Annotated in this window: 10 protein-coding genes; 3 read left to right on the forward strand and 7 right to left on the reverse strand. The window is 36.9% G+C overall.

Features of this window, described 5'->3' with window-relative positions; genetic code table 11:
* Positions 1–20: 20 nt before the first annotated feature.
* Complete coding sequence (locus IQ247_RS08770; RefSeq protein WP_193919011.1) at positions 21–809, reverse strand: ABC transporter permease; 789 nt, start codon at positions 807–809, stop codon at positions 21–23.
* Between the two features lie 38 nt (positions 810–847).
* A complete protein-coding gene (locus tag IQ247_RS08775) occupies positions 848–1,690 on the reverse strand; it encodes a prephenate/arogenate dehydrogenase (RefSeq protein WP_193919013.1) in 843 nt (280 codons plus the stop codon).
* Between the two features lie 361 nt (positions 1,691–2,051).
* Between IQ247_RS08775 and IQ247_RS08780 the strand changes: the two genes are divergently transcribed.
* From IQ247_RS08780 to IQ247_RS08790, 3 genes are all read left to right on the forward strand, one after another.
* Positions 2,052–3,611: a pentapeptide repeat-containing protein gene (locus tag IQ247_RS08780; protein ID WP_193919015.1), complete on the forward strand. Its 1,560-nt coding sequence runs from the start codon at positions 2,052–2,054 to the stop codon at positions 3,609–3,611.
* A gap of 390 nt (positions 3,612–4,001) precedes the next feature.
* On the forward strand, positions 4,002–4,583 hold the full coding sequence (locus IQ247_RS08785; RefSeq protein ID WP_193919017.1) for a DUF1517 domain-containing protein: 582 nt from the start codon (positions 4,002–4,004) through the stop codon (positions 4,581–4,583).
* Positions 4,584–4,657: 74 nt separating this feature from the next.
* Positions 4,658–5,557, forward strand: coding sequence for a DUF1190 domain-containing protein (locus IQ247_RS08790; RefSeq protein ID WP_228059588.1), 900 nt, complete (start codon positions 4,658–4,660; stop codon positions 5,555–5,557).
* Between the two features lie 117 nt (positions 5,558–5,674).
* Here IQ247_RS08790 and aroF read toward each other — a convergent pair whose 3' ends face one another.
* The 5 genes from aroF to IQ247_RS08815 form a co-directional block, all read right to left on the reverse strand.
* Entirely contained in the window at positions 5,675–6,730 is a 1,056-nt protein-coding gene (gene aroF, locus IQ247_RS08795) for a 3-deoxy-7-phosphoheptulonate synthase (protein ID WP_193919022.1), read from the reverse strand.
* A 120-nt stretch (positions 6,731–6,850) separates the two neighbouring features.
* The gene (gene hppD / locus IQ247_RS08800; protein WP_322745464.1) at positions 6,851–8,032 is read right to left on the reverse strand and encodes a 4-hydroxyphenylpyruvate dioxygenase; all 1,182 of its coding nucleotides are present in this window, start codon (positions 8,030–8,032) and stop codon (positions 6,851–6,853) included.
* Positions 8,033–8,169: 137 nt separating this feature from the next.
* Positions 8,170–9,705: an NYN domain-containing protein gene (locus tag IQ247_RS08805; protein WP_228059589.1), complete on the reverse strand. Its 1,536-nt coding sequence runs from the start codon at positions 9,703–9,705 to the stop codon at positions 8,170–8,172.
* Between the two features lie 244 nt (positions 9,706–9,949).
* Positions 9,950–10,678 (reverse strand): hypothetical protein, encoded by a 729-nt coding sequence (locus IQ247_RS08810; RefSeq protein ID WP_193919023.1) that lies wholly within the window; start codon positions 10,676–10,678, stop codon positions 9,950–9,952.
* A gap of 333 nt (positions 10,679–11,011) precedes the next feature.
* Positions 11,012–12,604: a DUF4114 domain-containing protein gene (locus IQ247_RS08815; RefSeq protein ID WP_193919025.1), complete on the reverse strand. Its 1,593-nt coding sequence runs from the start codon at positions 12,602–12,604 to the stop codon at positions 11,012–11,014.
* Positions 12,605–12,703 lie beyond the last annotated feature (99 nt).

Consider the following 12,703-nt stretch of genomic DNA (forward strand, 5'->3'; position numbering starts at 1 on the left):
CCCCATCCCCTTGTCTCCCCTCACGCTCCCATTCCGGAATACTTTTTCAATCCTTGTCTCCACATAATTCTATTGATTCCCAAAAATAGTAAAAACCAGCCTGCTGTTGCTAAAAATCCTCTGGTAATATTGGTTGGTAAGCCTACTAAAATACTCACAGGAAAGTCAATTAAATAAGGAAATGGTGTTAGTAATACTATCTGTCTAACTTGTTGGGGAAATACTTCTAATGGTGCGATAGTTCCCGATAAAAATAGATAGAATAAAAACCAAAAATCATGTAAAGCATATGCTCTTTCTGTCCAAAATGCGAACATGGCAAAAGTGTATTGAATCACGAAACGCAGCGCAAAAGCCATTGCTGAAGACAGAATAAATAATACTACTTGTGTGAAACTTGGTATCCAAAAAGCTTGGGGATAAAGTACAAAAAATAATAATACTAATAATATTGCAAAGGGTATCCGAGCAACTCTTTCTCCAAGATGAGATGTTACATGATGCCATACTGGGTCTAAAGGTTGTAATAAACGGGGTGAAAGTTTACCTTCTACAACTTCCTTTTCAAATTCCCAAATTACCCAAACTACTGTTAATTGTCTGACTAAAAATACACTTAGAAAATATCGCGCAAATTCTGTTGGAGATAAACCAAATTGTCCTTCCTGCGCTGCTTGAGTCCAAACTCCCATCATGATTATAGGCAGCGAACCCGTCAAAACCCATAAAATCAGTTCGGCACGATATTCTACCATGTAGGCGTAGTATACCGTAAGTAGGGTGACTGCTTTTCTGATAATCTGTTTCATGATGATACTGTTTATTTTTATAGCCTGACAAAAATTTCTCACTCCTTAACAAACTTACTTCGAGCTTGCTGAGTTGAATGCAATATTTGCTCTAAACTTACCCAATCTTCTCGTTCAATCAAATTAACTAATTCATCTAGATTCGAGCGATACTTTTGCAGAGACATTAGTAATGCTTCTCGATTGTATTTTGCCATCATTACTCCCAATTCCGGATTCCCTCCACCCACACGAGATGTATCCCTAAAGCCAGAACTGGCAAACTTTTGAGCTAGCTGATGGACTTGAGAATCGGGTTCTTTTTCACAAGCTGCAATTAAGGAAGCACTCACCATTACTGGTAAATGAGAAATCAAGCTAACTGCTTTATCATGTTCTTCTGGGGAACAATAATGAATGTTAACACCAAGTTGACTAATTAAATCTTCAACAATTGCGATCGCGCTGGTTGGAGTTGTATTAATAGGTGTAAGTACGTAAGGTTTATCGGTAAATAATTTTGAACGGGCGGCTTCTATACCTGAATCAATACTACCTGCCATTGGATGTCCGCCGACAAAATTTTCCCATACAGGTGCAATCGCTTTTACAATAGGGGTTTTCACCGAACCAACATCAGTTATTACACAAGAACTTGGTAAATAAGCAATCAATTGCTCAAGTGTGGGAATAATAAGTCCCAGAGGTGTACAAATAAATACGACTTCTGCTTCTGATAGCAAGTTCATATTGACTGACGCTTGGGAAACAGCACCAAGAGAAATTGCTCTTTGAGTAGTGGATTCACGGCGACTAACTCCTAAAACGTGATGTCCTTGCTTTTTTAAGTCTAAACCTAAAGAACCACCGATTAATCCAAGACCAATAATACCGATTATCATACTTAATTTTTAGGAGAAGGGTTATTTTATTTTAGATTTTAGATTAAAGGAGTTAGGAGTGAGGAGTTAGGAGTTAGGAGTTAGGAGTTAGGAGTTACTCCCCCGAACCGCTAAACAGATTACCTATCACCCGTAGGGTGCGGTTCATCTCTTTTTACCTCTTTCCTTTGCGCTAAGAGCGTCTCTGCGGTTTTTTTTTCGTAATCTTCTGCCGGGAAGGGAGTAGGAGTTGGGAGGAAGGGAGTTAGGAATTTAATTACCCATTACCAATTACCAATTACCCATTACCAATTACCAATTACCAATTACCAATTATCCATTACCAATTACCAATTATTAAATAAAATCAGAGGTTGCATCGATGACTGTAGATGAATTATTGGAAAAATACCAAAAGGGATGTACGGATTTTAGAAATATTCAACTTCCCGAAGCTAATTTATGTGGAGTAAAACTTAGTGGTGTTGATTTTAGTCATGGGAATTTAAGTGTTGTAAATTTTAGCGGTGCTAATTTAACTAAGGCTAATTTTAGCTATGCTCAACTGAATGTAGCAAGACTTAGTGGCGCTCATCTTGAAGGAGCTAATCTCACAGAAGCGAGTTTGAATGTGGCTAATTTAATTCGAGCTAATTTGAGTCATGCTCAATTGGTTAGAGCTTCTTTGATCCAAAGTGAATTAATTCGCGCTGATTTCACTCGTGCTAATTTATTAGAAGCAAATTTAAGCAATGCTGATTTACGGGAAGCTACACTCCGTCACGCTGTTTTACGTCATGCGAATTTGAATCAAGCTTGTTTGAGAGGTGCATCTTTAGTTGCAGCGAATCTGGAGCGAGCTACTTTAAATAATACCGATTTGGTTCGTGCTGATTTAAGCGGTGCTAATTTACGAGAAGCCGAACTTCGTCAAGTAAATATGTTTCGTGCTAACCTATTTGGTGCTAATCTTAGCGATGCAAATCTTCGCTGGGCTGATTTGAGAGGTGCAAATCTTTCTTGGACTGATTTAAGCGGTGCAAAATTAAGCGGTGCAAATTTGGCTGGAGCCGATTTAAGCAATGCTAATTTGACTAATACCAGTTTGGTACATAGCGATTTAACTGAAGCAAAATTAATTCAAGCTGAATGGGTGGGTGCTGATTTAACTGGAGCAACTTTAACCGGAGCAAAACTTTATGCTACTTCTCGCTTTGGTTTGAAAACGGATATGTTGATTTGTGAATGGGTGGATTTGAGTCAAAAAGGCGATCGCTCTATTATTCATTACTTAAGTGCGGAAGATTCGGGAGAATTTTTCAACGAAACTCCACCAACTATTCGTATTATTGTAGATAGACCTTTAGATCCAGAGGCAAATTTTGCAATCGCTGGTGCCTATTTTCAAATAACTCAAAAATATCAAGGATTACATCAACCTCCTAGCATGGAAATTGGTCGTCGTCGTACTGTTTTTACTTTCCGTGCAGACAGTGACGAAAGTTTATTTCCTATTGCTTATATGGCAATTCTTCCTTTTCGAGATGCTGTTGCAACTCACAAAAATATATACCTAGCTATAGAAATGATTGCCAGTCAAGAGGAGCATGGACAGCTAATTACTATTCAACGGATGCAACAATTAATTACTCGATTGGATAAGGCAAGGGAAAATGCAGATTATATCAAAGGTGTGACAAAAATTTTAGGAATTGCAGCAAAATTAAACTTTTTTCAAGCTCCTACGCAAACAATTTTAACAAATTCTAGCGCCAAAAATTTAACCGTTTATGATAGTCCCCATTTTGGCAAAAGATTAATTGACCATCCTCAAATTGAAACTGATTTAGATGAAGATGAATTGAGCGAACTTTCTCAATCCAGACAACCATCAATAAATGCAAGCGCGGATTTTTTTAAAGGTTTTCATTATCTTACTTGATTATTAAATGGAGGATTACACTAAAAGATATATATAAGGATATAGACCTAAAGATATAGATATCCAAGATATCTGAGTTAAATATTTTATACTTTATAGTAATGGTTTATTACTGATGATTGTTTAAGTTGTAATAGAGAACACTCATAACATTCTAAAAATATTTTCCATAATTAATTAATCTGAGATTATCAAAAGTCGGATTTTTGATTATTTTAAATCTTGACAAGTCAAGTAATAGATTTATTAAATAAATATAAAACAAATCTAAAAAAAATCTAAAAAAATCAATGCACAATCCGCAATGCCTAAATAATACATATTGCCCCATGCTTAGTTCAAACCATAATATGATTCATTCAAAAAAACGGGAATCAAGGAGCAAAAAGTATGTTTAATAAAATGATGGGTCGTACCAGATATGTAGTTTGTCGTATCATGTTACACCTAAGTGGTTCAGAAGTCGCACCTATTTTAGGAGTATTAAATCGTAGCGCCAGAGAAGCAGTTGATGCCGAAGGTGATATGGAGGTTTTGGGAGAACAATTAGTTTCAATCTGCGAAACCTTATTGCAATACGATGAATATTGGATGTCCGCTGCTAATGAAGGTGATGTCTTTTGGGAAGAAGGTGATGCTGGAGACTATTTTCAAGAATTATTTACCGATTCGGCACAACGTTATTTAAGTGAACCACCGTCCAATTATTCTGATGTCGATGAATCTTTTACCGTTCCCGTAACCCGTAATGTAGTGGTGATGATTACGGTGGCTTATGAAGGAGAAGTACCGGAATTAGAAGATGATTTGTCAAATATTGCCGATCTTCAAGAAGGTTTGAAAGCTTTTATTGATTTACATTACAAACATAAAATACGAGCAGTTCAAGTACATTTTTCACCTGCACAGTTAGGAGATGAACTGACTAACGACCAATTATTACAGCATTATCACGAATTAATTCCTTTATAAAAAGACGGTTCTCCGTACCTCTCAAGCCGATAAAGAAGTTGTTAAGCTCAAAGATAGAATAAAAGTATATGGATATGAAAATTTTGCGTAAGTTTACAGCTGTTTTTTTAGCATTCAGTTTGTGCTTTACAACAGTTGCTTGTGGTGGTACTAACCAAAGTAGCCAAGATATTCCACAAGCCAGAAATGTAAGCCAAACCCCGACTAATACTAAAATTAATGATGGTGAATATCCCGTACAGCAAGCTAGTTATAACGATGCGGATGGAGAATATACACTATTTTTGTTAAATAGTCCTAAGCCCACTTTTAAAACTGATCAGTTGCAAATGGCTCGTCTTACCGATGAACAAATTAAGGAAGGTAAAGCTAGCTACCTGAAAGTAGAAAACGGAGAGCCTGCACTTTATTTAACACCAGATTTTAAAATTGAATACGTTCAAAACGTTACCGAAACAAAAACCGATCCCCAAACTGGACGACAAGAAACGGTGATAGTTCAGCGAAATAACGGCTTTTGGGCTCCATTTGCTGGTGCGATCGCCGGTCAAGCAATCGGTAGTTTGTTATTCAGACCCCAGTATTATGTACCACCCGCCTATCAACCGGGAAGGTCTGTATATACTGGTTTTGGTGGATATGGTAACAGCTATGATGTCGCAGTTGATAGATATCGTCAGCGTTATAACGAACCACCAGCAGCAGTCCGAAACCGTACCACTTTCCGCACTACCGGAAATTTAAGAAGAACAAGTCCTGGAACTTCAAATATCAGACGTACTACCCCCAGTACAAATACTGGTAACAGTCGTGCTACTGGTTCCGGTTTTGGCAGCAGTACCCTGAAACAATCCGGAAAATCCGGATCAACGAGAAATAATCCATCCAACAGGAGTTTTGGTAGTGGAACTCGTTCTCGAAGTTCGGGAAGCCGCAGTGGTCGTAGTTTCGGTACTGGAGGTAGAAGACGGTAAATAAAAGTTAGGAGTTAGGAGTGAGGAGTTAGTTGACAGTTGACAGTTGACAGTGGACAGTTATTATTTATTTCTCCCTGTCTCCTTGTCTCCTTGTCTCCCCATCCCCCATCTCCGTCAGGCGATCGCAACAGCTTGTTCCCAACGTCCGACGGCTTTACCAATTACTGCTAATTCTTGCATCAAACGGTCAAAACGTTCTGGTGTTAGGGATTGAGGCCCATCAGATAAGGCTTTCGCGGGGTTGGGATGAACTTCTATCATTAAGGAATCGCATCCACCGGCTATAGCAGCCATGGACATTGAAGGAACAAATTCTGATAACCCAGTACCGTGTGAAGGGTCGATCATAATCGGTAAGTGAGTTAGCTGTCGCAATACTGGTATTACTGATAAATCTAAGGTATTACGAGTATACTGACGGTCGAAGGAACGAATACCCCTTTCGCATAAAATTACATTAGAATTTCCCGAAGCAAGTACGTATTCAGCAGCCATTAACCATTCTTCAATAGTGGCGGAAATTCCGCGCTTGAGTAAAACGGGTTTGGGTTGCGCTCCGACTTTTTTGAGTAATGAGAAATTCTGCATATTTCTCGCACCCACTTGGACAACATCCGCGACTTCGGCTATTTTGTCCAAATCAGCAGCATCCATTACTTCGGTAATAATTCCTAATCCACTGGCTTCTCTGGCTTTCGCTAACAATTCTAAAGCGCTTTCACCATGTCCTTGGAAAGCATAAGGTGAAGTCCGGGGTTTATAAGCACCACCACGCAAAAACTTGGCTCCAGCAGCTTTAACACGGTGCGCGGTTTCTACAATCATTTCCTCATTTTCTACCGAACAAGGACCCGCAATTACTACTAAAGGATAATTTTCGCCAAATGTAACTTCACCATCGGGAGTATTAACTATAATCCCTGAAGCCTCACCGTGTCGAAACTGACGACTAGCACGTTTGTAAGGCTTTTCTACCCGCAATACTTGTTCAATCCAAGGACTTACTTCTTGAATTTGCAATGGATCTAAACTTGCTGTTTCTCCAACTAAACCGATTACTACCTTATGTTGACCAATTATTTTCTCTGGTGTTAGCCCCCAATTAATCATTTCTTCACTAATGCGTTTTATTTCTGCTTCTGGGGAACCGACTTTCATGACTACAATCATTTTTTATTTCCCGAACTGATTTTATTTTTAAATAAATTGCTGACTGCTGCACTTGTAGATATATAGATTTTTCTACAAGTGTATATACTCATCTATTTAAATGTTAGCTTAGGACAAAGTTTATTCCTTAGTCACTTTTTTATCTCCTATTTGTAAACTTCCACGTTTAATTTGTTCGAGTTCCATTGCTTCAAATAAAGCGCGAAAGTTACCTTCTCCAAAACCTTGAGCGCATTCTCGACGCTCGATAAACTCAAAGAAAAAGGTAGGTTGAGAAAAAATCGGTCGTGTAAAAATTTGTAAGAGTAAAGCATTCGGATAATCTTCCTTCCAATCTACCAAAATTTCTTGTTTGGCGATACTTACTAGTTCATTTGATTTCAGAGGTAAATTTGCTCGCTGCTGTAACTGGGAATAGTAGCTTTGAGAAATAGGCAGAAAAGACAAGCCACGGGCGCGAAATTCAGCAATACTACTGATAATATCTCTGGTTTTTAAAGCAATATGTTGAATTCCTGCTCCTCGGTTAGCGTTGAGAAATTCCTGAATTTGAGAATTGGGAGTTGCAGGTTCGTTAATTGGTAATTGTACATCCCCATCAGGAGAAACCATTACTTGGCTGTGCAATGCAGAATATTCGGTTTGAATGTTAAATTTTTGTTGGGGGCGAAAACCGAGAATATTTTGGTACCAATTAACAGCAGCTTTTAAATCACCTACCGCTACATTGAGGACAAGGTGATCTATTGCTTGAATGGAACAAGGAGAGGAATAATTTTCGATTGCATTCTCTTTTAATTGTGTTTCCAATAAAGTATGAGTAAGTCCTCCCCAAGCAATAATTTTCGCTTGCTTAGTGTAAGTTGTATTTTTTTGTTTACTTTTTTGTACTTGTATGCCGGGTTGTTGTATAATGTCTGTTCCATAAGCTTTGGCTAGGGTTATTGTTGCAGACAAATCTTCCACTTCAAAAGCGATATCTACCACACCGGGTGGATGTTGACGGAGATACTCAGCTACTGGGCTAATAGATGATATTGCTGAAGACAGCACAAAGCAAACTGAGCCGCTTTTAACTACTTCCGTGCGGGTATGAGAAGGTGTATCTTGTTTACCGGGGAAGCTGGGGATAACAGCACCATCGTCTAATTTTTCAAAACCAAGATGATGTACAAACCAATCACGCCAAATTATGGCATCTTCGACATAGAAGTGAACGTAAGCAATTCTCATTTTAATTGAAGCAAGAGGCATTAACAGCTTATCTGTTTGTAAATTCTGCCTTTTTTGCTCGATTTTCAAGTCACTCCTAAGCAGTAGATAGTGATTTTTAGCTGAAATTTTTCTCGAAAGATGGGGGATGAGGTTAAAGGTTAAAGGTCTAAGGTCTAAGGTTAAAGGTTAAAATTCCTAACCACCATCCACTAACCACTAACTCCTCACTTTAAAGCTACTTGCCATATATTACCTGTTTTCTTCATTTCGACCAAGTTACACGACTCTAAGAAGTTGACAAAATTACGACTCAGATTTAATTCTTTGAGTATTTTGGTAATTCCTTTACCGTACTGTTTATTAAATCTTTCTCCTACAGTATGGATAGGAATATAATTACTTGGGGTTTTACCTACTACTTGAGTAATAATTTTAACTAGTGCTTGTTCTAAACTGGATTTATTTTCAAATGTCAATATTTGATTATCTGGTTTTTCTTCACTTGATATCTTGAACAAAGTAATATAAACTTCTGGATTTTCGGGTATTTGGTGAATGACAAATTCAGGTTTATCGATAAAAATATTTTTTACAGTTTTACCGGGAAGGTGATGAGATACGACTTTATTGATACCAAAGCTATACTTCTCTTTAAATCTTTTACAGATTTGAGTAAGCTTTATCCATTGATTCGATGTTTGTAATTGTTGCTCTTTAATTATGTCTTTAATTTGATATAAAAGTTGTTCTATAGAAGGTAATATTATGTGGTTTTCGGTTTCATTAGTTTTACTATTAAATATAGTTAAATTGCCAGATTGCTGACTAATTTGATAAACAGTTAATCCTTTTTGTTGAAGATGGTTACATAAATTAGTCATGACTGTATCTGAGGAACAAACCAAAACTTCCTTGACTTGAGGATAATGTTGATCAATTTGTGAACCAAAAGCAATCATTTTACCGTCAGCATTATCTTTACCGCGAGGAACATGAATTAAATCGTATCCACGATGATGAAATTCAATATCTTTTTTACCCATACTTTGCCAGTTTGCAAAAGCAATTTTGATTTGAATGGGATGATTACAAATGGTTTTTAAAATCTGTTCTGTTTCAGTTGTAATTTGGATATTTTCTACATCTAAAAGTAATACTGCTATTCCTGTTTGCTGTTGATTCCCATTGCTAACAGGTAGCTCTTTTTTTATTGAATTTATATCTTGTTGATTTTGAGAAACTTTTAACTCATCTTTTAACTCATCCGTCGGAGCTAAAGATTCAATTGGTGCAGAGTTTATTGTATCTTGGTGATTTTCAGCTTGATGTTCTTTGGAGCTTATTTGATTATTATCATCCGGTTTTGTTGCGATATTCTCAATTTTAGATTCTTTTGCTATTCTGGTTACATCTTGTTGAGATTCGGAAGTCTTTGACTCAGAAATATCAGGATTAAGTTGACGAATTTTTTCTTGTAATTTTACTAAAACAGGTGTGTTAATCGCTGAAGGTATTAACAAAGCTTTAATAAATATGTCCATTCGAGCAATTAAGGATTCCCAATCTTGAGCATTACTAATTGCTTCAATTAACTTTGCTTTCAAACGCGATTGATTACTATTGTCACGCCATGGTATGCTTTTGTACTTATCGAGCAAAAGCTCTGGTTGCTGTTGTTGAATATAAATAACTGCTTGGCAAACATAGGAGCCAATTTTATTCAACAATGCTGTAGGGTATTTGGTCAGCGTAACAGTCATAGCTCGTTTGATTACAGTAGATAGGACATCCTAACTAATACCAATTTTTAAATGGTATATTTCCTTTTATATCTACTAAATAATTTATCTGATAACCGTAAAATTGCTTAAGCAAGCCAATTTGAAGCAAAATAACAATTATAAACCCTCTATCTTTGAGATTCTAGTCAGAAACAGGGTTCGAGAGAATCAGAGCAATAAATATTAATAATTCATAAATTCACATTGCGATCGCGCTGATATTTTAGATTGATGGAGAAATGCTAATACCGAAGGGGATCAAGTTTTTATCCTCAAATCGATCAGATAAAAATTTGTCGTTAATTAGTTGTTGATAAGTTTCTAAGTTTTTGTTCCAATTCTGAAGAATTCGATGCAAATCTTGTAGTCTTTCTTGTTGGTGATTACCGACAATATTGTAGTTAAAATTTCCGGAGAATAATACTGCTGGGAGGGATTTTTCTGCGGAAATTTTGAGTAATCCTTCGTTGATGGTCAAATTCAATATATAATCTTCTAAAGTATAGGCTAATTGGATTGCAGCTTTTACGGGTGTTTTACCAAATTCTCGCCATTCTCCCGAAGCAAGCAGGTTTTTTAATACATAGTTAGCTGCACCATTTGATTCTGTAAAAGTTACAAATCCTTTGGGATTAATACCTACAGCTTGATATTGTATATTAGGTAGCTTTTCTATAAATTTAGCAGCTAATTGAGAAATAATTTTTTGTTGGATATCTTTTTGATCAATAGCTTCTGCAAAAACTATACGGTTCGGTTGTGTAACAATTGCAATCCCATTTTGAAACACAAGCTGAGTCAAGCTTTTTGTCTGAACAGCAGGACGTGCTAGTTCCCAATCGGATGAGATAATATTGCTATATTTCAAAAAATCCAGGTTGACAGCGTTGGGATTCAAATCTTTAGCTGTAATCGCGATCGCTAATTCCTGAATTTGTACAGTTTTATTCATATTTTTTACTTAGGTTTTAAATGATACTTGCCGACATACTTCTAAGTATATATATGCAACTTTATTTATTTTAAAGGTAATAATATTAATATTGTGTTGGCAAGAATACTTATACGGTTTTGTATTGGTTGAGAAGTCGGGTTTTTTGAAAAATTGTCTGAGATTAGAGATATTTTTACTCCCCCGAACCGCTTTGAGATTACCTTTCACCCCTAGGGTGCGGTTCATCTCTTTTTACCTCTTCCCTCTGCGTACTCTGCGTCTAGTAAGGTTTTTAAAATCAGTAATCATAAGAGCGGGAAGGGAGTAGTAAAAACCCGACTTCTTTGGAGGTTAAACCATTGTAATCTCAGTACGAATAACGATATCGTTGAAGTCGTGATCTCCACCATTCCATAAGTCTTCAAAACCCAAGGTATTGTTTCCTAGGGAGCGAATATGCTCTACTCCATCGGAATTAGCTTGAGCAAAGGAGAAATAGACTTGACTAAAGTCTCCTTTGAGAGTATCAAGATTCCCGTCAGCAATCATGAAGGGAGCGTAAAGATATCCTCCTGAGAGGGTGTCTTGGATAATAGTGGAACTGAGGTTATCTACCCTTAGTTCAAGTTCGGGTTGATGAAGCTTCAGGGCTAATTCTGCATAAGCTTTACCATCACTAGGTTTAAGCTTGTTTCCAGTTATGGGATCGGTAATGGTTCCTTCTGCGTCTTCAATTTTGTAAAAACCGACAGTATTATCAAATAATGCTTCTCTATCTACAGCAAAAGTGATTGCTACATTACCTGTAAAGGATTCTAAGTTAAGTACGTTCCCATCGATGATATTTTGCACTGTATTTTGGGGAACAATTGGTGAAGTTTGTTCGACATTATCGTTTTCGATGACCTCAACTTTAGGATATTCTGGTTTGTTATTCTCAAAAGTTGCAGGAAATTCAGTGATGTTGGTTCCCATATTATTCTCTTCGATGGAAATATCTGCAACGCTGAGAATAGGAAGCTCACTACCCAGTTTTGGAACTAGTTGTATAGTTTGTGGAACTGTATTACCCAGATTTTCTTGATTATTATCTTTATCTGTTTCTGAATTAACGACTAAATCAACTGTAGTGTCGGGGATTTGCTCAGTATAAACTATTTGTGCGGACAGCTTATTTTGTGTATCCTTTTCGGGATTTAAACCGTCAATGGAACCTGTAAAAGCTAAACCAGCAGAACTTTCTTCCAATTCTTCGGGTTGAATTGTTTCAATAATCTTGCCATCTAAAAGAATATTAATCTTAGAGATATCATCGCGAGAAAGTATAGAATTAACAAATTCATCTGCTAATTCTGATGCTTCAGCAACGATGGTAGGTTGATCTGAATCTACAATCCTTAATTCTTGAATATTTGCAGCACCAATACCATAAGCTTGAACGTCAGCTACTGCTTGTAGCGCTTTTGCTGTATTTCTAAAACTTCCTCCCGTGGTTGAAAACCCATCAGAGAGAAAATAGACTTTATTGGTTGCTCCAAAAGGTACTGTAGAAAAGAACTGATTGGCTTTTTCGAGTGCTGCATTAAAATTAGTAAAACCATTAAGAGATAAACCTTCAATGGTTGAGATTGCTTGTGTTGCATTTAAGGGTGCGTTGAGCAATGCATCAGAACCAAAAGGAATTACTGCAAATTGCGATACCTCTGCAATCCCGCTATCAATTAACGACTTTGTTAAACTAATATAAGCATTTTTCGCGGCTTGAAGAGGCTTCCCGCTCATGCTGTCTGATACGTCAATAATGTAAGCAAAGTTGTACTGAGTATTTTGCTGTACCGGCGAGAGAGTTATTTTATAATTAGCATTGTCATCAAGGTTAAGAGATGCTGTACCTAGGTTTTGGTTTTCGCGAGCGATGACGTTAACTTGTGTAGAATTTGGCATTGTTATCAACATTTTGTTAGTATTGGTATAGATATGTTTTTTTTGGGATGGAACCATTCAAAAATGTCTGAAGGCGATTTCATCCTTTAGTATCAAAAA

The sequence above is a fragment of the Plectonema cf. radiosum LEGE 06105 genome (assembly GCF_015207665.1).
Classification (GTDB): Bacteria; Cyanobacteriota; Cyanobacteriia; order Cyanobacteriales; family Nostocaceae; genus Rivularia; species Rivularia radiosa_A.

Excerpts from the sequence above, each read along its gene's own strand:
- IQ247_RS08770 (WP_193919011.1), bottom strand. The coding sequence starts at position 809 with ATGAAACAGATTATCAGAAAAGCAGTCACCCTACTTACGGTATACTAC.
- IQ247_RS08775 (WP_193919013.1), bottom strand. The coding sequence starts at position 1,690 with ATGATAATCGGTATTATTGGTCTTGGATTAATCGGTGGTTCTTTAGGT.
- IQ247_RS08780 (WP_193919015.1), top strand. The coding sequence starts at position 2,052 with ATGACTGTAGATGAATTATTGGAAAAATACCAAAAGGGATGTACGGAT.
- IQ247_RS08785 (WP_193919017.1), top strand. The coding sequence starts at position 4,002 with ATGTTTAATAAAATGATGGGTCGTACCAGATATGTAGTTTGTCGTATC.
- IQ247_RS08790 (WP_228059588.1), top strand. The coding sequence starts at position 4,658 with ATGAAAATTTTGCGTAAGTTTACAGCTGTTTTTTTAGCATTCAGTTTG.
- aroF (WP_193919022.1), bottom strand. The coding sequence starts at position 6,730 with ATGATTGTAGTCATGAAAGTCGGTTCCCCAGAAGCAGAAATAAAACGC.
- IQ247_RS08805 (WP_228059589.1), bottom strand. The coding sequence starts at position 9,705 with ATGACTGTTACGCTGACCAAATACCCTACAGCATTGTTGAATAAAATT.
- IQ247_RS08810 (WP_193919023.1), bottom strand. The coding sequence starts at position 10,678 with ATGAATAAAACTGTACAAATTCAGGAATTAGCGATCGCGATTACAGCT.
- IQ247_RS08815 (WP_193919025.1), bottom strand. The coding sequence starts at position 12,604 with ATGCCAAATTCTACACAAGTTAACGTCATCGCTCGCGAAAACCAAAAC.